Below are 19,815 nucleotides of genomic sequence, written 5' to 3' on the forward strand. Positions count from 1 at the left end.
TGACAAGGCGAGGACAATCCATTTGGCGCGGCATGAACCGGAGCGGACCTGCATCGTTACCCGCGCGGCCTTGCCCGCCGCGGGCCTGATCCGCTTTGTCCTCGGACCTGACGCCCGCGTCTTCGCCGACCTGAAACACAAACTGCCCGGTCGCGGCGTGTGGGTGACCGCCCGCCGCGATCTGGTCCAGGAGGCGGTCAAGCGCCGCCTCTTCGCCCGCGCCTTCAAGGCGGAGGTGCAGGTTCCCGACACGCTCGCCGACGATATCGCGGCGTCGTTGCGGGAAGATCTCCGGCAAGGCCTGTCGCTCGCCAACAAGGCGGGCACGGTCATCACCGGGTTTGCCAAGCTCGACTCGGCCATCGCCGAAAAGCCCATCGTCGCCCTTATTCACGCCGCAGAAGCGGCCGAAGATGGGCGAAGAAAACTAGCAAACCAGTTGCGCAAACGCCTCGGGGGGGCCATATCTGCCTTTCCGGTGATCCAAGATTTGTCGAATGACGAATTGGGTTTGGCATTAGGCCGGGCAAATGTGATACATGCTGCGCTTGTCGCGGGCGCTGGAAGCAATGGCTTTCTCAACCGCTGGCATCGTTACCGTACTTATTGCGGCATCGAAGCCGAACCGACTGGCCTCGAGACCGAGTCCGGCGAACCCACGATTACGTAACCCGCAGGATCTGAGCGGAATGAATGATACGAAAAATCCGGGCGACAAGACTCTCCATGTGTCGCCCAAGACGCTGTCTCTGAAGCGCCCCGTCGAACAGGGCGTGGTGCGCCAAAGCTTCTCCCACGGCCGCTCGAAGGCGGTGGTGGTCGAGACTGTCAAGCGTCGTCCCGTCGCTCCCGGCGGAGTTGTCGAGCAGAAGGCCGCGCCGCCACAGGCTGCGGCCCCGGCTCCGGCTGCGCCGAAGGTCGCGCCTCAGGGTCGTGGCGGCCGCGGCGGCCCGGCATCCAATGCCCCACGCTCCGGCGTCGTGCTGCGCACGCTCTCCGATTCCGAACGCGATGCCCGCGCCAACGCACTGGCCGATGCCCGTCGTCGCGAGGAAGAGGATCGTTCTTCGCAGGAAGACGATGCCCGCCGTCGCGCCGAGCGCGAAGCCGCAGAGGCGCAGGAACGCGAGGCGGCCGAAGCCCGCAAGCGCGAGGACGATGAGCGTCGCCGGCATGAGGACGAGCGCAAGCGCGTCGCCGAGGATCAGGCCCGTCGTCGCCTTGGCGAAGAGGCCGTTCCCGCATCCGCCCCCCGCCAATCAACGCCTCAGGCCGTGCCGGCCAATCGCGGACCGTCGCAAGCAGCGCGTCCCGGTGGCGGCGAGCGTCCTTCGGGCGACCGTGGTCCGCGCCCTGCCGGCGCTGGTCCGCGCCCCGGCTTTGGTGGCCCCCGCTCCGGCGGCGGCACCGTCGGCGGTCGGCCGCAGAGCCTCAACCATATGGCCCGCCCGGCCCCGCCGGTGGCGCCCGATCCCACAACCGCGAAGCCGAACACCCGTTCGGCAGCGCCCGTGGCCGCACGCGCTGCGACCATCGAGGACGAGGATGGCGCCCGCGTCATCCGCCGTCCCGGCGTCCCGGCCAAACCCACAACGGTGCTCAAGGCCCCCAAGGCTGCCCCCGGCGAGGAAAAGCGCCGTGGTCGCCTGACGGTCACCGCCGCGACCTCCGGCGAGGACGAGCGCACGCGCTCCGTCGCGTCGTTCCGTCGCCGCAACCAGCGCCTCACCGGCCATCGCCACGTGGAGCAGAAGGAAAAGATCGCCCGTGAGGTGATCATTCCCGAGACGATCACCATCCAGGAACTCGCCAACCGCATGTCGGAGCGGGCCGTGGACGTGATCAAGATGCTCATGAAGCAAGGGCAGATGCACAAGATCACGGATGTGATCGATTCCGACTCAGCCCAGCTGATCGCCGAGGAACTCGGACACACGGTCAAGCGCGTCGCCGAATCCGACGTGGAAGAGGGCCTGTTCGACACCGGCGACGTGGACGACAACCTGCAATCGCGTCCCCCGGTCGTGACCATCATGGGTCACGTCGATCACGGCAAGACCTCGCTGCTCGATGCCATTCGCAAGACCAACGTCGTGTCGGGCGAAGCCGGCGGCATCACGCAGCATATCGGCGCCTATCAGGTGACCTCGCCGCTCGGCGGCAAGATCACCTTCATCGATACGCCCGGCCACGCCGCCTTCACGTCCATGCGGGCTCGCGGCGCCAAGGTCACGGATATCGTGGTGCTGGTGGTGGCGGCCGATGACGGCGTCATGCCGCAGACGGTGGAGGCGATCGCCCATGCGAAAGCCGCCAATGTTCCGCTGATCATCGCCATCAACAAGATCGACAAGCCGGATGCCAATCCGCAGCGGGTCCGCACGGAATTGCTGCAGCATTCGATCGTGGTCGAATCGATGGGTGGCGACACCCTCGAATTCGAAGTCTCGGCCAAGACCCGCGACGGTCTCGAGACTCTGCTCGAAGGCTTGCAGCTCCAGGCTGAAATCCTCGACCTGAAGGCAAATCCCGATCGGTCGGCCGAAGGCACGGTCATCGAGGCCAAGCTCGATCGCGGCCGCGGCCCGGTGGCGACGGTTCTCGTCGAACGCGGCACCTTGCGCACCGGCGACATCGTCGTGGCGGGCGCCGAATGGGGTCGCGTTCGCGCGCTCATCAACGATACCGGCTCCAACGTCAAAGAGGCAGCGCCCTCGGTTCCGGTCGAGGTTCTGGGCTTCAACGGCACGCCGGAAGCGGGCGATCGCGTCGCGGTTGTCGAATCCGAAGCACGGGCTCGCGAAGTCACCGAGTACCGCACCCGCCAGAAGCGTGAACGCCAGGCCGCCCGTACAGGCGCAGGCAGCCGCACACTGGTAGACATGATGCAGGACCTTAAGGCCGGAGCCGGCCGCAAGGAATTCCCGCTCGTGGTGCGCGCGGACGTGCAGGGTTCGGCCGAGGCCATCGTCGGCTCGCTCGAAAAGCTCGGCACCGACGAGGTCACCGCCCGCATCCTGCAATCGGGTGTCGGCGGCATCTCGGAATCGGACATCACGCTGGCGGAAGCCTCCGGCGCCATCGTCCTCGGCTTCAACGTGCGCGCCCACAAGGAAGCGCGCGAGGCAGCCGAACGGGCCGGCGTCGAGATCCGCTACTACAACATCATCTACGATCTCGTGGATGATGTGAAAAAGGCGATGTCGGGCCTGCTCGCACCGACGCTCCGCGAGGAGCGGCTCGGCGAGGCGCAGATCCTCGAAGTGTTCAACGTCTCGAAGGTCGGCAAGATCGCCGGTTGCCGTGTCCTCGACGGCGTAGTCCAGCGCGGCGCTCATGTGCGCCTCATCCGCGACAACGTGGTCATCCACGAGGGTCGCCTGAGCCAACTCAAGCGCTTCAAGGACGATGCGCGCGAGGTGACCTCGGGTCAGGAATGCGGCATGTCGTTCGAGAACTACCAGGACATGCGCGCGGGCGATCTAATCGAGTGCTACCGCGTCGAAGAAGTGAAACGCTCGCTTTAAAGGCGGCGTTGCCTTCCATCGTCTGAAACTCATCGTCACCGGGCTTGTCCCGGTGACCCTGTTTTGCAATGCGCATGCGCAATGCGTCGCCGAGGCGCGTCGGTCGGGCAACCCCCACGCACGCTGCGGCCCAATGGTCCGGTCCAATCCCGGAGGCTGAAAAATGGCTAAACGTTTCGATCAGAATGCCGGTCCGACCCAGCGTCAGCAGCGCGTCGCAGAACTCGTGCGGCATGCCCTCGCCGAGGTGCTGTCGCGCGGCGACGTGCAGGATCCGGTTCTCGGCAAGCACGTCATCACCATCCCCGAAGTGCGCATGTCGCCGGATCTCAAGCTTGCGACCGCCTACGTGATGCCGCTCGGCGGCCGGGACGAGGACGCGGTCATCAAGGCGCTCGAGAAAAACAAGGTCATGCTGCGCAAGGAAGTGGCGCGCCGCGTGGCGCTGAAATTCGCGCCCGATCTGCGCTTCCACCGGGACGAGACCTTCGACGAAGCGGATCGCATCACGGCGCTTCTGCGCACCGAGAAAGTGGCGCGCGATACCGGGCGACCAGAGACCGACGACGACCACGATTCGGACGAGTAACGTCCGTGAGCGAGGCGTTCGCGGCCCCTCTGGACACCGTTGCGGCAGCGCGGCGCGGCGTAATCGACCTCATGGTCGTGCCGACCTCCGCTGAGCGGCGCGTCGAGGCGCGTGCCGATCCCTATCGACCCTACAATGCGCTGCTGACGATCCTGGCGCGCCTCGGATCGGGCGCGGTGTTCGCCGGCTTCACGGCCGGTTTCCTGTGGCTGATGGGTTCCGCCGACGACACGATCCTGCTGCTCAGCACCGCTCTGGCAGGCGGCGTCGTGGGCATCGCGGCGTTCCGGTTCGCCATCGAGCATCAATGGAAACGGCGCCTTGCCCGGAACGTGGTCGGGCGACGGGATCCCTACCGGCTCATCGGCGACGGCCGCTCGCTTGCCATCGAGGACGAGCACCTGCTTGTTCGCATGAATCTCGACGACCTGCGCCGGCTTGTCGAAACCCCCGCACATCTCATCATCTTTCACCGCTACGCGCCGGTCCTGGCTTTGCCTCGGGCGGCGTTTCCCCGGCCTGAAATTGCCACGGCTTTGGCGGAATTTCTCCGTCGCCGGATCGATTCGGCCGACGGCCACACAACAGAGACCCGCCATGAATGAACTGCCGACGAACCCCAATCCGCAACAGCAGCGGCGGCCGCATGCCGACCGGCCCAAAAAGCGGGACGTCAACGGCTGGATCATCCTCGACAAGGGCGTCGGCATGACCTCGACCCATGCGGTCGCGGTGGTCAAGCGCGGGCTTTCGGCGAAGAAGGCCGGCCATGCCGGCACCCTCGATCCCCTGGCCTCCGGCATCCTGCCGATTGCGCTCGGGGAAGCGACCAAGACCGTTCCGTTCATCATGGACGGGCGCAAATCCTATGTGTTCACGGTCGCCTGGGGCGAGGAGACCAACACCGACGATGCCGAGGGTGAGGTGGTGGGCCGCAGCGACCTCCTTCCCGAACCTTCCGCCATCGAAGCCTTGCTGCCGCGTTTCATCGGCCAGGTGCAGCAGGTCCCGCCGCGTTTCTCCGCCATCAAGATCCAGGGCGAGCGCGCCTACGATCTCGCCCGCGACGGCGAGGTGGTGGAGTTGCAGGCCCGCACGGTCGAGATCGACCGCATCGCGCTTGTCCATCACGAGGGCAACCGCTCGGTGCTCGAGGCCGATTGCGGCAAGGGCACCTATGTGCGCGCCATCGCCCGCGATCTCGGCCGGGCGCTCGGCTGCCTCGGCCACATCGCGGCGCTCCGGCGCACGCGGGTCGGACCGTTCAGCGAGGCCGATGCGGTGGTGGTCGACGATCTCGCCACCGATCCGGCCGCTTTGCGCCCGGTGGAATCAGCCCTCCACGACCTGCCGTCGATCGCGGTCAGCCGCGACATGGCGGGCCGGCTCATGCGCGGCCAGTCGATCATCCTGCGCGGCCGCGAGGCGCCGATCGCGGGCAAGATCTACGCCACATGCAACGGCGTGCTGGTGGCCGTCGGCGATGTGGAGAAGGGCGAATTGGTGCCGCACCGGGTGTTCAATCTGGGGGCGTGAGGCGCGCCCTTCCCCGCCCCTTTTGTGGCGTCGAGGCGGGCCGGCACATTGTGAGATGGGTCAGCGGTCGGCCTTCAGTCCCCTGGCTTCACGGTCGAGATATTTGAGCGTGATGGGTCCGATTTGCTCGAAGATCATCCGGGAGGCTTTTTCCTCCTCCTCGAGGGTCTGGCGCAGCACCGGCACGAATTGCGGATATCCGGCAGCCTCGGCCACGGCGATCAGGGACGTGTAGGCGGCGATCTCGAAATTCTCGAAGGCGTGATTGGAGAACGTGTCCTTGAGAACCTCGTCGGCCATCGGCACGTGGGCGAGCGCCGCCATGTTGCCCATCAGCTGGGTGGCGGTATCCTTCAACAACGAGCGATCCTCCCCGAGGGTCTGCAGGATTTCCTCGAGGCGGCGGATCTGAGCTTCCGTTTCAGCGGTGTGCTGCTGCAGAAGCTGCTTCATCTCCGGATAATGCTCGAGCCGTTCGATCTGACGGCTCATGATTTGGATCGCCTGCTTCTCGAGCGCATGGGCGTTCTGAAGACCACGGATGAAGATTGTCCGGACGGTTTCGGAGGACGTCAGATCGACAGTGGTTGCGGTCATCATGAGGTCTCCTGTTCTCGGGCTACCCTCCAACCATTGCCGCAAGGAGTTGTTCCGACGGAACACGGCCACGTCCCCATTTGCGGCCTGGTCCCCGAAAAGGGATTCTTCTGGCGCCGATTGCGTTTTCGTGTATGGTGCGGCCACTTCCGCAGGAGAATGCCTGCAGGACGCGCTTGAGACCGAGACCGCGCTGGACGACATCCCGGCCCGGCCTTCCTCAGCGAGACGACCTGGTTTCCAACGAAACAGGTCTTTTTTCAACGATCCAACCGAAAGGATACACGATGTCGATTACGGCTGAGCGCAAGACCGCGCTTATCAAGGAATACGCTCAAAAGGAAGGCGATACCGGCTCCCCTGAGGTGCAGGTCGCCATTCTGACCGAGCGGATCAACAACCTGACCGGCCACTTCAAGAGCCACGCGAAGGATAACCATTCCCGTCGCGGCCTGCTGAAGATGGTGTCCCAGCGCCGCTCGCTTCTCGACTACGTCAAGAAGGGCGATGAGGCGCGCTACCGCAGCCTGATCGAGCGTCTCGGCATCCGCCGCTAAGCTCGACGACACTTCCGTTCGGAGCCCGGCTCCGAACGGCCTCTTGACGCCGACGGAGACACGCTCCGCGCGTCCTTGGAAAAGAGGCGGACGACGCGATGACCATGGCAGGATCGCAAGAGGCTTTGCCGGCCCAGCAATGCTGAGCCCCCGGAGTCTCTTGCCGTCTTGCTCATGGCATCGCTTCCGCCCTGTCATGAAAGACAAAGCATGTTCGATATTCAACGCGAAGAACTGATCTGGGCCGGGCGCAAGCTCGTGCTCGAAACGGGCAAGATCGCCCGCCAGGCCGACGGCGCCGTCGTCGCCACCTACGGCGAGACCTCGGTGCTCGCCACCGTCGTGTCGGCCAAGGAGCCCAAGGCCGGCATCGATTTCTTCCCGCTCACCGTGAACTACCAGGAGCGGACTTACGCAGCCGGCCGTATCCCCGGCGGCTATTTCAAGCGCGAAGGCCGCCCGACCGAGAAGGAAACCCTGGTTTCCCGCCTCATCGACCGCCCCATCCGTCCCCTCTTCGCCGATGGCTACCGCAACGAGACCCAGGTCGTCGTGACGGTCCTGTCGCATGATCTCGAGAACGATCCGGACATCGTCGCCATGGTGGCGGCCTCGGCCGCACTCACCCTCTCGGGCGTGCCCTTCATGGGTCCCGTGGGCGCTGCCCGCGTCGCCTTCATCGGCGGTCAGTACAAGCTGAATCCGCCCCTGCAGGAGCTCGAAGAATCGACCCTCGACCTCGTGGTCGCCGGCACCGCCGATGCGGTCCTGATGGTCGAATCGGAAGCCAAGGAACTGGCCGAAGACGTGATGCTCGGCGCCGTGATGTTCGGCCACAAGCATTTCCAGCCGGTCATCGAGGCGATCGTCCGCCTGGCCGAGAAGGCCGCCAAGGAGCCGCGCGACTACCAGCCGGCCGATGTCGCCGAGATCGAAAAGGCGGTTCTGGAAATCGCCGAGAACGATCTGCGCGAAGCCTACAAGATCACCAAGAAGCAGGACCGCTACGCCGCCGTCGACGCGGTGAAGCAGAAGGTCATGGACGCGCTCGTCCCGGCTGAGGGCGAAGCCAAGTTCAACCCCGAGAAGGTCAAGGCGGTCTTCAAGGACGCGCAGGCCAAGGTCGTGCGCTGGAACATCCTCGACACCTCGAAGCGCATCGATGGCCGCGATCTCACGACCGTTCGCCAGATCGTGTCGGAAGTCGGCGTGCTGCCGCGCACCCACGGCTCGGCGCTCTTCACCCGCGGCGAGACGCAGGCGCTGGTCGTGACCACCCTCGGCACCGGCGAGGACGAGCAATACATCGACCAGCTCGAAGGCACCCGCAAGGAAACCTTCCTGCTGCATTACAACTTCCCGCCCTACTCGGTCGGCGAGACCGGCCGCATGGGTTCGCCCGGCCGCCGCGAAATCGGCCACGGCAAGCTCGCCTGGCGCGCCATTCGCCCGATGCTGCCGCCGGCGCACGAGTTCCCCTACACCCTGCGCGTCGTGTCGGAGATCACCGAGTCGAACGGTTCGTCCTCCATGGCCACGGTCTGCGGCGCGTCTCTGGCGCTGATGGATGCGGGCGTGCCCTTGCGCCGTCCGGTGGCGGGCATCGCCATGGGCCTCATTCTCGAGGGTGAGCGCTTTGCCGTCCTGTCCGACATCCTCGGCGACGAGGATCACCTCGGCGACATGGACTTCAAGGTGGCGGGCACCGAGGGCGGTATCACGTCGCTTCAGATGGACATCAAGATTGCGGGCATCACCGAAGAGATCATGCGCGTCGCGCTCGATCAGGCGAAGGCCGGCCGCAATCACATCCTCGTCGAGATGAACAACGCGCTTAACCAGCCGCGTTCCGAACTCGGCGAGCATGCGCCCCGCATCGAGACCATGCAGATCCCGACCGACAAGATCCGCGAAGTGATCGGTTCGGGCGGCAAGGTCATCCGCGAGATCGTGGAAAAGACCGGTGCCAAGATCGACATCAACGATGACGGCCTCATCAAGATCGCGTCGGCCGACGGCAAGTCGATCAAGGCGGCCTATAACTGGATCCGCTCCATCGTCGCCGAGCCCGAGCTCAACACGATCTACGAGGGCACGGTCGTCAAGGTGATGGAATTCGGCGCCTTCGTGAACTTCTTCGGTTCGCGCGACGGCCTCGTCCACATCTCCGAACTCGCCAAGAACCGCGTCAACAAGGTCACGGATGTGGTCAAGGAAGGCGACAAGGTCAAGGTCAAGTTCCTCGGCATGGACGAACGCGGCAAGGTCCGCCTCTCCATGAAGGTCGTCGACCAGGAAACCGGCGAAGACATCACCGAGAAGCTGAAAGCCGAGCGCGAAGCCGAGAAGAACCGGCAGGCTGCTGGGGAGTAAGGTTCAGGCAGGCGAGGCTAAACCTCGCCTGCCTCCTGACCTAATGAAAAAAGCGATTTCAGATCTATGCTTTTTTCTGCAAATTTTCCGATCAGAATGGTAAAATAATCCTTCTCGACTTGTGTATAAACCTCAGACGAGATTTCGATGATTGGTCTCGGCACCTTGTGGTGCCAAGTCTGTGCCTTCCCATGCTCATCTTTCCGTTTAGTCTTCTCGAACAAGTCCCGGTATCTATGAGGTGAGATTCCGATAAATGGTTCGAACCGAACCATTTTGCTTTTCTCGTCGCCGCCGTTAACCCTATTTCGTCTATGATAATTTCGTCCTTATAGAGGTCTACTGCGTAACTCTTGGGATACGGTTCTATGTAAACAACCTTGCTGATTCCAGAAGATATGATGTGTTTTGCGCAGAGATGGCAAGGGAACGTTGTACAGTATAGATTAGTACCTTGAAGTGAAATTCCCTTACGTGCTGCGTCAGTGATTGCATTCATTTCCGCATGTATAATTCGGCCATACTCAATTAGATCCATCAGAAGTAAATTCTTTTCGAGATCTATTTTATGATCTTCTTTTATTTTCTTAATCAATTCCCGCGATTTAAGATTTTTGTACGCATCGTTTATTATGTTTGTTTCTGAAAATTTTCTCAGTAAATCGCTTAAGAGACGGTGCTTAAATTCTTCATTAGTATCGTAACCCACGTTAAATTCTCGGGAATCGCCTGGATCATCCTCCCAATAGGTACCGCCGCTTGGACTCGGAACTTCGTTACACCCCAGGACCTTTACCTCGCCTTTCGGATCAAAGATTGCGGCTCCAACTTGCCTTGATAGATCAGTTGACCTCAACGAAGCTGACTTAGCCAAGTACATTCCGTATTCTTCCCTGCTAGGGGAGCAGAAATTATAACCAAATATTATTTTAATGAATCGCTCGATAGTTGAATCGATCGTTTTTTTGTTAGAACCGTCTATAAAAACGTCGCCCAATGGGAATACATCTCTTATTCTCTGCCCACTGGTAACCGCGCTTTCGTGTTCATCCCGCGCTAGAAGCTTGGACGCCTGCTCATCAAAGTCCGAACTTCGCGTACTCACCGAGTCGTACTCTCTCATTTGACCGGCGAGGCGTTCCTTTCGAACAAGATGGTCTGAATATATTGATATTTGAAATACCTGCTTACCGTATATTTCGCGAAATAATTTAATTTCTTCAGGGCGCTTTAATTGACGAATAATATATGCGGTTTTGTGTAAAGCTTTGTCAGAATCCTGGTGTTTTCTATATCTATACTCGCGAATTTTTAGAATACTTAACATTGCCATTATACTATTGTCGCCATATTCACGACGAAGCTCATTGGAGCGCGTGATTAGCGTATCGTATCGATCAAATAAAGTATCAAATTTGCGCGCTAGCTTATTATCGAGAAGTGGTATCAATTTTGTGATATGTATATTTTCAACATCATAACCGAATAATTTTAATTTCTGCTCAATAGCTTCTGCAGTTTCGTCAAGATCGACACCTATTGGGCCTGCTAGACAGAAAAATAGCTCCGGATACTCGACTAGTTTTGATGTCATCTTTTAAAGCTCGGCTTTACCATTCATGACGATACTAGGGTGACCGTGATTCGCTGAGGTGCTAGACTGATTCGGCTATAAGAATACAGCAATTTGGGAGAGTTGTTATGGCCATGCACCTGCAGGTTGACATGCGTTGGTTGGCTGAGGAAATGTCCCGAATAGTGCCGTCTCGCCTTGAGGAACCTACAAATCTGACTGAGAATGTTAACAGGCAGCTCGCTGAGCGTTACGTTGCGGATTTCAGAGACTACGTTTTGGCTTTAGAGCCCGCTCTCCAAAAGGCTGCAGACGCCGATCCTAAACTCAAATTGAGCTACTAAGCTCCGCCTCTCGGACGAGATTTGTCTTTCACAACTGTTTGGTCATTAGCCGAACACCCTGTTCGCCTTTTGAAAGACATTATGCGTAGCCCGAAATTCAGAAGGCGCATTAGTCTGGTTCGTCCCCATGCTCTCCCGCGTCTTCGGCTTCTCCCGACGTCCCTTCGATTCCCTCTCCGAGCAGGAGATCCTTGCGCTCGCCATCTCGTCCGAGGAGGATGACGGGCGGATTTATCGGGCTTATGCGGCCGGTTTGCGCGACTCGTTTCCGCAATCCGCCAAGGTCTTCGACGACATGGCCGATGAGGAGGACCGGCACCGGACCGCGCTGATCGAGGCGCATCGGCGGCGCTTCGGCGATACCATTCCGCTGATCCGGCGCGAGCATGTGCGCGGTTATTACGAGCGCAAACCGGATTGGCTCGTGCGGCCGCTGGGGATTGAAAAGGTGCGCGCGGCCGCCGAAGACATGGAGGAACAGGCGCATCGCTTCTATATGGAAGCAGCCAAGCGCACGACCGATGCGTCGACCCGCAAGCTGCTGGGCGATCTCGCGGCGGCCGAGCAGGGGCATCAATCGCTCGCGCGCCAGCTCGGCCTGACCCACACGCCCGAATCCGTGAAGGACGACGAGCGCCAGACGGAACGGCGCCAACGCATTCTCACCTATATCCAGCCGGGTCTTGCGGGCCTGATGGACGGGTCGGTCTCGACCCTGGCGCCGATTTTTGCCGCCGCCTTCGCCACCCAGGATACCTGGCAGACCTTTCTGGTCGGATTGTCGGCCTCCGTCGGCGCCGGCATTTCCATGGGGTTCACGGAAGCGGCCCATGACGACGGCAAGTTGTCCGGGCGCGGTTCGCCGGTCAAACGGGGGCTCGCCTCCGGCATCATGACGGCGATCGGCGGGCTCGGCCACGCGCTGCCCTATCTCATCCCGCATTTCTGGACCGCCACCACGGTGGCGATCGCCGTCGTCTTCGTCGAGCTCTGGGCGATCGCGTTCATCCAGAACCGCTACATGGACACGCCCTTCCTGCGCGCCGCGTTCCAGGTGGTGCTCGGCGGGTCGCTGGTTTTTGCGGCGGGCGTGCTCATCGGCAATGCGTAGCGGATCGCCAAACCTGCGCCGCGCCGCTACAAGCGGATGACCCTTTCAGCCCGAAACGAGCCCGGCTTGCAGAATCCCGCGTCAAACACGAACCTCATCACGCATCTTGCCGATCTCGAAGCGCTCTACGGCGGCGCCGTCGAGGCCTCGCTTGTCAAGGAAACGGATCGCGTGGTGCCGGTCTACCGCGCCTTCATCGAGGCGGCACCCTTTGCCACCCTGGCGACCAGCGGTCCCGAAGGGCTCGATTGCTCACCGCGCGGCGACGGGCCGGGATTCGTGCGCGTGGCGGACGACAAGACCCTGCTGCTGCCCGATAGACGCGGCAACAACCGCATCGATTCGTTACGCAATATTCTGCACGATCCGCGCGTGGCGCTGCTGTTCCTGATCCCCGGCATCGGCGAGACCCTGCGCGTGAATGGCCGCGCGGCGATCTCGACCGATCCGCAATTGCTGGCGAGTTTCGCCGTGGCGGAAAAGCCGCCGAAGACCGTTCTGGTCATCGCGGTCGAGACGGTTTTCTTCCAATGCTCCCGCGCGATCGTGCGTTCGCAATTGTGGAAGCCGGAGACACAGGTGGCGCGCGAATCTCTCCCGAGCGCGGGCGAAATGCTGGCAGCGTTGAGCAAAAACCAACTTGGCGGCACGGAATATGACCGCGCGCTGCCGGAGCGGGTCAGCAAGACGCTCTATTGATCGTCTGCCCTTGACCTTGGGCGAGTCGCCCGTGACAAAGCAGGGTCCCTTTCGTGTCACTTCTTGAGGAAACCATGACCATTCAACGCATCAAGCCCGGCCCGCGCATGAGCGGCGCCGTCGTCCACGGCAACACCGTCTACCTGGCGGGTCAGGTCGCCCAGAATGCGGCCGGCCAGAGCGTCACTGAGCAGACCAAGGACATCCTGTCGATCATCGACGGGCTGCTGGCTGAGGCCGGCACCGACAAGACCAAGCTGCTGATGGTCAATATCTGGATCACCGACATGGCGACGTTCACGGAGATGAACGCGGTTTGGGATTCCTGGGTGCCCCAGGGCAACACCCCGGCCCGCGCCACCGTCGAGGCGAAGCTCGCGGCGCCTCAGTACAAGGTCGAGATCGCGGTCATCGCCGCCAAGTAACCCGACGACATCAACAAATCCGTCGCGACACAAAAAAGCGGGCCCGCGATGGGCCCGCTTTCGACTTTGTACCACAGGTGCTTTACGGGCAGGGGTGTCTCAGCCCGTCATATCCCAGATAGGTGCCGCTGCCGGGGTCATAGGATCTGTACCGCTGCGCGCAATAGGCAACCGAGCTGTTCGCTCCGTAGGCCGGCGCCGCGTAGACGGGCGCTGCCTGCTGCTGCGCAATGGCGCCGCCGATGATCGCGCCGGTCGCCAACCCGAGGGCGCCGGCCGCAGCCGCGCCGCCGTAATTGTAGCCCCGGCGATAGCCGTAATAGGGCCGACCGTAATACGGACGCGCATAGCCATAACGCGGACCGCCGCGATATGCACCGCCATAGCCGCCGCGATAAGCGCCACGGTAGCCTCCCCGGCCTCGGTATTGCGCGTAGGTTGTTTGCAATTCGTCATTCTGAAGTGCCGCCAGCGGGGCGGTGAAGGTTGCGCTCTGCGCCTCGACCGGCCTCGTATCGGCGAAGAACGCTCCCGCGGCCAAAGCCCCGGTGGCAGCAACAGCCACTATCATCTTACGCATGGGAAACTCCTTCCATGCTGACCGAACTCAAATTGCCCGGAGACGTTCCGCGCTGCGGCGCAAAATCACCCGCCTCGCGCTGATGTGAGTCCCTTGGCTCTTCAGCGAGGGAGCGGATTGGCCGAACCTTCGGCCGTGCGGTTTGAGCGCTGACAGATGCTCGAATTCTAGAGGATAAACCGGCTCAGATCCGTGTTCTTGGCCAGGCTCTCCACCTCGCCGCGCACATAGGCGCCGTTGATGGTCATGGTCTCGCCGGAACGGTCGGGCGCCGTGAATGAAATCTCGTCGAGCACCCGCTCGAGCACCGTCTGCAGGCGCCGCGCCCCGATATTCTCGACCGAATTGTTTACCTGCACGGCGACTTCGGCCAGCGCATCGATGGAATCGTCGGTGAAGATCAACTCCATGCCTTCGGTACGCATCAGCGCCACCGTCTGCTTGATCAGGCTCGCCTCCGTCTCGGTGAGGATGCGCTTGAAATCCTCCACCGTCAGCGACGCCAATTCGACGCGAATCGGCAGGCGCCCCTGCAATTCGGGCAGCAGGTCGGAGGGTTTCGACACATGGAACGCGCCCGAGGCGATGAACAGGATGTGGTCGGTCTTGACCGCGCCGTGCTTGGTCGCAACGGTCGTGCCCTCGATTAGCGGCAGCAGATCGCGCTGAACGCCTTCGCGCGAGACATCGGCGCCGCCACGACCTTCCCGGGCGCAGATCTTGTCGATCTCATCGAGAAACACGATGCCGTTATTCTCCACCTGGCTGATTGCGTCCTGCACGATCGCATCCTGGTCGATCAGCTTGTCGGCTTCCTCTGCCAGCAGGGGCGCATAGGCATCGACCACGGTGGTGCGGCGGGCCTTGGTGCGGCCGCCGAAGGCCTTGCCGAACATGTCGCCAAGGTTGATCGCGCCCATCGAGGCGCCGGGCATGCCGGGAATCTCGAACATCGGCAGGCCCTGGCCGCCGCTTTGCTGCACCTCGATCTCGATTTCCTTGTCGTCGAGTTCGTTGGCGCGCAGCTTGCGACGAAACGAATCGCGGGTCGCGGCACTCGCGGTCGTTCCCACCAGCGCATCGAGCACCCGCTCCTCGGCTGCGAGATGCGCTTTCGCCTCGACCTGGCGGCGCCGATCTTCCTTCACAAGGCCGATTCCGATCTCGACGAGGTCGCGGATGATCTGCTCCACGTCGCGGCCCACATAGCCGACTTCGGTGAACTTCGTCGCCTCCACCTTCAGGAACGGCGCATTGGCGAGCCGCGCCAGCCGGCGCGAAATCTCGGTCTTGCCGCAGCCTGTGGGCCCGATCATCAGGATGTTTTTCGGCGCCACTTCCTCGCGCAACGCCCCTTCGAGCTGCTGGCGCCGCCAGCGGTTGCGCAACGCGATGGCGACGGCGCGCTTGGCGTCGTTCTGGCCAACGATATAGCGGTCGAGTTCGGAGACGATTTCACGGGGAGAGAAGGAGGTCATGATCTGTCTTGGCCCAGATGGGAGTTATTTTTCGTCGAGCGTCTCGATGACGATGTTGCCGTTCGTATAGACGCAGATTTCCGCGGCGATGCCGAGAGAGCGGCGCACCATCGCCTCGGCATCCATGCCTGAATCCGACAGTGCCCGGGCAGCCGCCAGCGCGTAATTACCCCCGGAGCCGATCGCCATGATGCCGCCTTCGGGCTCCAGCACGTCACCGGAGCCGGACAGCAGCAGCCCGACCTGCTTGTCGGCCACCAGCATCATCGCCTCGAGCCGGCGTAAGTAGCGGTCGGTGCGCCAATCCTTGGTGAGCTCGACGCAGGCGCGGGTGAGCTGGCCCGGATATTGTTCGAGCTTGGCCTCGAGGCGCTCGAACAGCGTGAAGGCATCGGCCGTCGAGCCCGCGAAGCCGCCGATGACCTCGCCCTTGCTCAGGCGTCGCACTTTTCTGGCATTGCCCTTGACGATGGTCTGGCCGAGGCTGACCTGACCGTCGCCGCCGATGACGACGCGGCCGCCTTTGCGGATCATCAGGATGGTGGTGGCATGCATGGTGGGAGGGGCGTCGGACAAGCGGCAAACTCCGAAAGGGACGATCCTGACTTAAGCATTCATCATGCAAAAGCAACGCGGGTAGCGTTTCGTCGCGGGTCTTGTTAGAACGCGCCGTCTTCTCAATGTGTCTGCCAAGGATTTTCCGATGCGTGAAGCGAGCGTCAGCCGCCGCACCGCCGAAACCGACGTCAACGTGTCGATCGCCCTCGACGGCATCGGCAAGGCCGAGATCGCGACTGGCGTGGGCTTCCTCGACCACATGCTCGAGCTCTTCGCCCGTCACGGCCTGTTCGACGTCACCGTGAAGGTGACGGGCGACCTGCATGTGGACCAGCATCACACGACGGAAGATACCGGCATCGCCCTCGGCCAGGCCTTCGCCCAGGCGCTCGGCGACAAGAAGGGCATCGCGCGCTACGCCGACATCCACATGCCCATGGACGAGACGCTGACGCGCGTTTCGCTCGATATTTCGGGCCGGCCGTTCCTTGTGTTCAACACCACGTTTCCGACCGAGAAGATCGGCGCTTTCGACACCGAGCTGGTGCGCGAATTCTTCCAGGCCTTCGCCATTCAGGCGGGCGTGACCCTGCATGTGGAGACGCTCTACGGCGCCAATTCGCATCATATTGCCGAGAGCTGCTTCAAGGGCCTGGCGCGGGTGCTGCGTCGCGCCGTCGCGGTGGACCCGAAAGAGGGAGGCCGCGTTCCCTCCACCAAGGGCACGCTGTAGCGTTTTTCATCGCGACCCGGGAATCCCGCAGAAGCGATCCGGGTTTTGATGATATGAGTCTTCCTGTGAGAACGCCGCTCGCCGGCGCTTTCCCGGAATACCCCGAAGGACAATCGCCGATGGCCAGTTTTACCCTGCATCTGCCGCGCGATGCGCGCCCCGGTGATCCGGGCGCATTGGAGCGGGCCGAGGTCGTGAAGGACGCGTTTTCGTGGGGCGCTTTCTTCTTCACCGCCCTGTGGTTCTTCTATCATCGATGCTGGATTGCCGGCCTTCTGGTGCTGATTGCCGTCGTGACGCTGAACGGCCTGATGTCGGTGCTCGACATTTATCCGTTGGCGGCCTTCGTCGCGCAGGTGCTGCTGTGTTGGCTGATTGGCCTCGAGGCCAATTCGTTGCGCCGTTGGACGCTGACCCGGCGCGGCCTGCCCGCTTTCGATGTGGTGAGCGCGCCGGACCAGGATGAGGCGGAGGCCAAGTCCTACGCCCGCTGGCTGGCACGCACCGCGCCACTGCCGCGCCCCGCAGGACCGGCCGTGCGGCCGCGGCCCACCGGCGAACCGGTGCTCGGCCTCTTCCCCGACCCGGAGCGCTTCCGGTGAACGTCGCTATCGTCGATTACGGCTCGGGCAATCTGCACTCGGCCGCCAAAGCCTTCGAACGTGCCGCGCGCGAAGCCGGATTGAACGAGACGATCACCGTCACGGCGGATCCCGCACGCGTCGCCGCGGCGGATCGCATCGTGCTGCCGGGCGTCGGCGCATTCGCCGATTGCCGGCGCGGGCTTGATGCCGTGCCGGGCATGGTGGAAGCGCTGACCCGCAGCGTGCGCGAAGGCGGCCGGCCATTCCTCGGCATCTGCGTCGGCATGCAGTTGATGGCGACGCGCGGGCTCGAACATGTGACGAGCGAAGGGCTCGACTGGATTCCGGGCGACGTGAAGGCCATCGCACCTAACGATCCGGCCCTGAAGATTCCCCATATGGGCTGGAACAACCTGCGCCAGCACCGCCCGCACCCGCTCCTCGACGGCATCTCAACCGGCGATGACGGGCTGCATGCCTATTTCGTCCATTCCTTTGCGCTGGAGGCGAAGGAGCCCGCCGATGTGGTGGCGACCGTCGATTACGGCGGCGCGGTGACGGCGCTCGTCGCGAAGGACAACATGGCCGGCACGCAATTCCACCCCGAGAAAAGCCAGGCTCTCGGTCTCAAGCTCATTGCCAATTTCCTGAGGTGGCGCCCGTGATTCTCTTTCCAGCCATCGACCTGAAGGAAGGCCGCTGCGTCCGTCTCATCCAGGGCGACATGGACCAGGCGACCGTGTTCAGCGACGACCCGGCAGCCCAAGCCGCCGCCTTCGAAAGCCAGGGTTTCGAATGGCTGCACGTAGTCGATCTCGACGGGGCTTTCGCCGGCAAGCCGATGAATGCGGCAGCAGTGGAAGCCATCCTCCGGCGCATTCGCATTCCAGTGCAGCTCGGCGGCGGCATTCGCGACATGAAGACCGTCGAGGGCTGGCTCGCCAAGGGCGTTTCCCGTGTCATCATCGGCACCGCGGCGGTGCGCGACCCGGCCTTCGTGCGTGAGGCGGCGCGGCTGCATCCGGGCAAGGTCGCGGTCGGCATCGATGCCAAGGACGGTCTGGTGGCGGTCGAGGGCTGGGCGCAGACTTCGACGCTCACCGCCGAAGAGCTTGGCCGCCGCTTCGAGGATGCAGGGGTCGCAGCGATCATCTACACGGACATTGCCCGCGACGGCATTCTCAAAGGGCTCAACATTCCGATGACGCTGGCGCTGGCGCGCGCGGTGAAAATCCCCGTCATCGCCTCGGGCGGGCTTGCCTCCATGGCCGATATCGAGCGGTTGACGCAAGCGGATTGCGCGATCCTCGGCGGCGCCATTTCGGGCCGCGCGCTCTATGACGGCCGCATCGATCCCGATCAGGCGCTGGCGCTGCTGCGCTCCATCCGGCGGGAGACGGCCTGATGCTCAAGGTCCGCCTCATCCCCTGCCTTGATGTCAAGGACGGCCGCGTCGTCAAGGGCGTGCAATTCGTCGATCTGGTGGATGCGGGCGATCCGGTGGAGGCCGCCAAGGCCTATGACGCGGCGGGTGCCGACGAACTCTGCTTTCTCGATATCACCGCGAGCGTCGAGGCACGCGGCATCCTGTTCGATGTGGTGCGGCGCACGGCTGAAGCGTGCTTCATGCCGCTCACCGTCGGCGGCGGCGTTCGCACGGTAGACGATATCCGCAAGCTGCTTCTCGCCGGAGCCGACAAGGTGTCGATCAACACCGCGGCCGTGGCCAATCCTGAATTCGTGCGCGAGGCGGCGGAAAAGTTCGGCAGCCAATGCATCGTCGTGGCGATCGACGCCAAGAAGGTGTCGGCTTCAGGCGAGCCGGAAAGCTGGGAGATCTTCACCCATGGCGGTCGCAAGGCCACCGGCCTCGACGCCGTCGCGTTCGCCCGGCAAGTAGCCGAGCTCGGCGCGGGCGAATTGCTCGTGACCTCCATGGACCGCGACGGCACCAAGGGCGGCTATGACCTGGCATTGGTGCGCGCCATCTCCGGTGCGGTGTCCGTACCGGTCATCGCCTCGGGCGGCGTCGGCAATCTCGATCACCTGGTGGCCGGGATCCGCGACGGCCATGCCAGCGCGGTGCTGGCCGCCTCGATCTTCCATTTCGGCACGCACAGCATCAGCGAGGCGAAGCAGCATATGGCGGCGGCGGGGCTGCGCGTGCGGTTGGATCCAACGACCGCGCCTGTCGCAACAGCAGGATAATCCGATGACCGCCTTCACCCTCGACGACCTCGCCCGTATCGTCGCCGAGCGCGCCTCCGCACCGGCTGCCGAATCCTATACGGCGAAGCTTTTGGCCGACGGTCCCGCGAAGGCAGCGAAGAAATTGGGCGAGGAGGCGGTGGAGGCCGTCATCGCGGCGATTTCCGGCGACCGGGCGAATCTCACGGCCGAGGCCGCCGATGTGCTATATCATCTTCTCGTCGTCTTGCAGGGTGCGCGCATTCCGTTAAGTGATGTGATGGCGGAACTCGAGCGGCGCACCGGGCGATCGGGATTGGCCGAAAAGGCCGCGCGCAAGCTTTGACGGCCGGGAAGGCGCCTC

Annotated in this window: 21 protein-coding genes; 16 read left to right on the forward strand and 5 right to left on the reverse strand. The window is 62.8% G+C overall.

Going from position 1 to position 19,815, the window contains the following annotated elements; translation table 11 throughout:
- Window positions 1-22: 22 nt before the first annotated feature.
- From FEZ63_RS07015 to truB, 5 genes are all read left to right on the forward strand, one after another.
- Window positions 23-670: an RNA-binding protein gene (locus tag FEZ63_RS07015; RefSeq protein ID WP_150942927.1), complete on the forward strand. Its 648-nt coding sequence runs from the start codon at window positions 23-25 to the stop codon at window positions 668-670.
- A gap of 19 nt (window positions 671-689) precedes the next feature.
- Window positions 690-3,527, forward strand: a complete 2,838-nt coding sequence (infB, locus tag FEZ63_RS07020; protein WP_150942928.1) for a translation initiation factor IF-2 — start codon at window positions 690-692, stop codon at window positions 3,525-3,527.
- Window positions 3,528-3,690: 163 nt separating this feature from the next.
- Window positions 3,691-4,116: a 30S ribosome-binding factor RbfA gene (rbfA, locus tag FEZ63_RS07025; RefSeq protein WP_150942929.1), complete on the forward strand. Its 426-nt coding sequence runs from the start codon at window positions 3,691-3,693 to the stop codon at window positions 4,114-4,116.
- Between the two features lie 5 nt (window positions 4,117-4,121).
- Complete coding sequence (locus tag FEZ63_RS07030; RefSeq protein WP_150942930.1) at window positions 4,122-4,721, forward strand: YcxB family protein; 600 nt, start codon at window positions 4,122-4,124, stop codon at window positions 4,719-4,721.
- Entirely contained in the window at window positions 4,714-5,652 is a 939-nt protein-coding gene (gene truB / locus FEZ63_RS07035; RefSeq protein ID WP_150942931.1) for a tRNA pseudouridine(55) synthase TruB, read from the forward strand. The genes FEZ63_RS07030 and truB overlap by 8 nt, the downstream gene beginning before the upstream one ends.
- 60 nt (window positions 5,653-5,712) lie before the next feature.
- Here the strand turns inward: truB and FEZ63_RS07040 are convergent, their stop codons facing one another.
- Complete coding sequence (locus FEZ63_RS07040) at window positions 5,713-6,252, reverse strand: ferritin-like domain-containing protein (protein ID WP_244622682.1); 540 nt, start codon at window positions 6,250-6,252, stop codon at window positions 5,713-5,715.
- 284 nt (window positions 6,253-6,536) lie between these two features.
- Between FEZ63_RS07040 and rpsO the strand changes: the two genes are divergently transcribed.
- Entirely contained in the window at window positions 6,537-6,806 is a 270-nt protein-coding gene (gene rpsO / locus FEZ63_RS07045) for a 30S ribosomal protein S15 (RefSeq protein ID WP_150942932.1), read from the forward strand.
- A 210-nt stretch (window positions 6,807-7,016) separates the two neighbouring features.
- On the forward strand, window positions 7,017-9,179 hold the full coding sequence (gene pnp / locus FEZ63_RS07050) for a polyribonucleotide nucleotidyltransferase (protein WP_150942933.1): 2,163 nt from the start codon (window positions 7,017-7,019) through the stop codon (window positions 9,177-9,179).
- Window positions 9,180-9,270: 91 nt separating this feature from the next.
- Here pnp and FEZ63_RS07055 read toward each other — a convergent pair whose 3' ends face one another.
- The gene (locus FEZ63_RS07055) at window positions 9,271-10,773 is read right to left on the reverse strand and encodes an anti-phage dCTP deaminase (protein ID WP_150942934.1); all 1,503 of its coding nucleotides are present in this window, start codon (window positions 10,771-10,773) and stop codon (window positions 9,271-9,273) included.
- A 450-nt stretch (window positions 10,774-11,223) separates the two neighbouring features.
- Between FEZ63_RS07055 and mbfA the strand changes: the two genes are divergently transcribed.
- The 3 genes from mbfA (at window position 11,224) to FEZ63_RS07070 (ending at window position 13,331) form a co-directional block, all read left to right on the forward strand.
- Window positions 11,224-12,207, forward strand: a complete 984-nt coding sequence (gene mbfA / locus FEZ63_RS07060) for an iron exporter MbfA (protein ID WP_150942935.1) — start codon at window positions 11,224-11,226, stop codon at window positions 12,205-12,207.
- A gap of 66 nt (window positions 12,208-12,273) precedes the next feature.
- Window positions 12,274-12,906 carry a pyridoxamine 5'-phosphate oxidase family protein gene (locus FEZ63_RS07065; RefSeq protein ID WP_244622683.1) on the forward strand — a complete coding sequence of 211 codons (633 nt, stop codon included), beginning with the start codon at window positions 12,274-12,276 and terminating at the stop codon, window positions 12,904-12,906.
- A gap of 74 nt (window positions 12,907-12,980) precedes the next feature.
- On the forward strand, window positions 12,981-13,331 hold the full coding sequence (locus tag FEZ63_RS07070) for a RidA family protein (RefSeq protein ID WP_150942937.1): 351 nt from the start codon (window positions 12,981-12,983) through the stop codon (window positions 13,329-13,331).
- 82 nt (window positions 13,332-13,413) lie between these two features.
- On the opposite strand, the gene FEZ63_RS07075 is transcribed toward FEZ63_RS07070, so the two are convergent.
- The 3 genes from FEZ63_RS07075 to hslV form a co-directional block, all read right to left on the reverse strand.
- The gene (locus FEZ63_RS07075) at window positions 13,414-13,911 is read right to left on the reverse strand and encodes a BA14K family protein (RefSeq protein WP_244622684.1); all 498 of its coding nucleotides are present in this window, start codon (window positions 13,909-13,911) and stop codon (window positions 13,414-13,416) included.
- A 167-nt stretch (window positions 13,912-14,078) separates the two neighbouring features.
- A complete protein-coding gene (hslU, locus tag FEZ63_RS07080; RefSeq protein WP_150942938.1) occupies window positions 14,079-15,389 on the reverse strand; it encodes an ATP-dependent protease ATPase subunit HslU in 1,311 nt (436 codons plus the stop codon).
- A gap of 24 nt (window positions 15,390-15,413) precedes the next feature.
- Window positions 15,414-15,944, reverse strand: coding sequence for an ATP-dependent protease subunit HslV (gene hslV, locus FEZ63_RS07085; protein WP_150942981.1), 531 nt, complete (start codon window positions 15,942-15,944; stop codon window positions 15,414-15,416).
- A gap of 148 nt (window positions 15,945-16,092) precedes the next feature.
- On the opposite strand from hslV, the gene hisB reads away from it, so the two are divergent.
- From hisB to FEZ63_RS07115, 6 genes are all read left to right on the forward strand, one after another.
- Window positions 16,093-16,680 (forward strand): imidazoleglycerol-phosphate dehydratase HisB, encoded by a 588-nt coding sequence (gene hisB / locus FEZ63_RS07090; protein WP_150942939.1) that lies wholly within the window; start codon window positions 16,093-16,095, stop codon window positions 16,678-16,680.
- A 65-nt stretch (window positions 16,681-16,745) separates the two neighbouring features.
- Window positions 16,746-17,282: a DUF2628 domain-containing protein gene (locus FEZ63_RS07095; RefSeq protein WP_244622685.1), complete on the forward strand. Its 537-nt coding sequence runs from the start codon at window positions 16,746-16,748 to the stop codon at window positions 17,280-17,282.
- Window positions 17,279-17,929 carry an imidazole glycerol phosphate synthase subunit HisH gene (gene hisH / locus FEZ63_RS07100; RefSeq protein ID WP_150942940.1) on the forward strand — a complete coding sequence of 217 codons (651 nt, stop codon included), beginning with the start codon at window positions 17,279-17,281 and terminating at the stop codon, window positions 17,927-17,929. The genes FEZ63_RS07095 and hisH overlap by 4 nt, the downstream gene beginning before the upstream one ends.
- Window positions 17,917-18,669: a 1-(5-phosphoribosyl)-5-[(5-phosphoribosylamino)methylideneamino]imidazole-4-carboxamide isomerase gene (gene hisA, locus FEZ63_RS07105; RefSeq protein ID WP_201274105.1), complete on the forward strand. Its 753-nt coding sequence runs from the start codon at window positions 17,917-17,919 to the stop codon at window positions 18,667-18,669. Before hisH ends, hisA begins: the two co-directional genes overlap by 13 nt.
- Window positions 18,669-19,472 (forward strand): imidazole glycerol phosphate synthase subunit HisF, encoded by an 804-nt coding sequence (gene hisF, locus FEZ63_RS07110; RefSeq protein WP_150942942.1) that lies wholly within the window; start codon window positions 18,669-18,671, stop codon window positions 19,470-19,472. Before hisA ends, hisF begins: the two co-directional genes overlap by 1 nt.
- Before the next feature lie 4 nt (window positions 19,473-19,476).
- Window positions 19,477-19,797 carry a phosphoribosyl-ATP diphosphatase gene (locus FEZ63_RS07115; protein ID WP_150942943.1) on the forward strand — a complete coding sequence of 107 codons (321 nt, stop codon included), beginning with the start codon at window positions 19,477-19,479 and terminating at the stop codon, window positions 19,795-19,797.
- Window positions 19,798-19,815: the final 18 nt, after the last annotated feature.

Source organism: Microvirga brassicacearum, from assembly GCF_008757455.1.
In the GTDB taxonomy this organism is placed as follows: Bacteria; Pseudomonadota; Alphaproteobacteria; order Rhizobiales; family Beijerinckiaceae; genus Microvirga; species Microvirga brassicacearum.

Bases quoted from the DNA above. Each gene is read 5' to 3' on its own strand.
- pnp (WP_150942933.1), top strand. From the start codon at position 7,017: ATGTTCGATATTCAACGCGAAGAACTGATCTGGGCCGGGCGCAAGCTC.
- rbfA (WP_150942929.1), top strand. From the start codon at position 3,691: ATGGCTAAACGTTTCGATCAGAATGCCGGTCCGACCCAGCGTCAGCAG.
- FEZ63_RS07075 (WP_244622684.1), bottom strand. From the start codon at position 13,911: ATGCGTAAGATGATAGTGGCTGTTGCTGCCACCGGGGCTTTGGCCGCG.
- hslU (WP_150942938.1), bottom strand. From the start codon at position 15,389: ATGACCTCCTTCTCTCCCCGTGAAATCGTCTCCGAACTCGACCGCTAT.
- hisB (WP_150942939.1), top strand. From the start codon at position 16,093: ATGCGTGAAGCGAGCGTCAGCCGCCGCACCGCCGAAACCGACGTCAAC.
- truB (WP_150942931.1), top strand. From the start codon at position 4,714: ATGAATGAACTGCCGACGAACCCCAATCCGCAACAGCAGCGGCGGCCG.
- hisF (WP_150942942.1), top strand. From the start codon at position 18,669: ATGCTCAAGGTCCGCCTCATCCCCTGCCTTGATGTCAAGGACGGCCGC.
- FEZ63_RS07055 (WP_150942934.1), bottom strand. From the start codon at position 10,773: ATGACATCAAAACTAGTCGAGTATCCGGAGCTATTTTTCTGTCTAGCA.
- FEZ63_RS07040 (WP_244622682.1), bottom strand. From the start codon at position 6,252: ATGATGACCGCAACCACTGTCGATCTGACGTCCTCCGAAACCGTCCGG.
- hslV (WP_150942981.1), bottom strand. From the start codon at position 15,944: ATGCATGCCACCACCATCCTGATGATCCGCAAAGGCGGCCGCGTCGTC.
- mbfA (WP_150942935.1), top strand. From the start codon at position 11,224: ATGCTCTCCCGCGTCTTCGGCTTCTCCCGACGTCCCTTCGATTCCCTC.
- FEZ63_RS07070 (WP_150942937.1), top strand. From the start codon at position 12,981: ATGACCATTCAACGCATCAAGCCCGGCCCGCGCATGAGCGGCGCCGTC.
- infB (WP_150942928.1), top strand. From the start codon at position 690: ATGAATGATACGAAAAATCCGGGCGACAAGACTCTCCATGTGTCGCCC.
- rpsO (WP_150942932.1), top strand. From the start codon at position 6,537: ATGTCGATTACGGCTGAGCGCAAGACCGCGCTTATCAAGGAATACGCT.
- FEZ63_RS07115 (WP_150942943.1), top strand. From the start codon at position 19,477: ATGACCGCCTTCACCCTCGACGACCTCGCCCGTATCGTCGCCGAGCGC.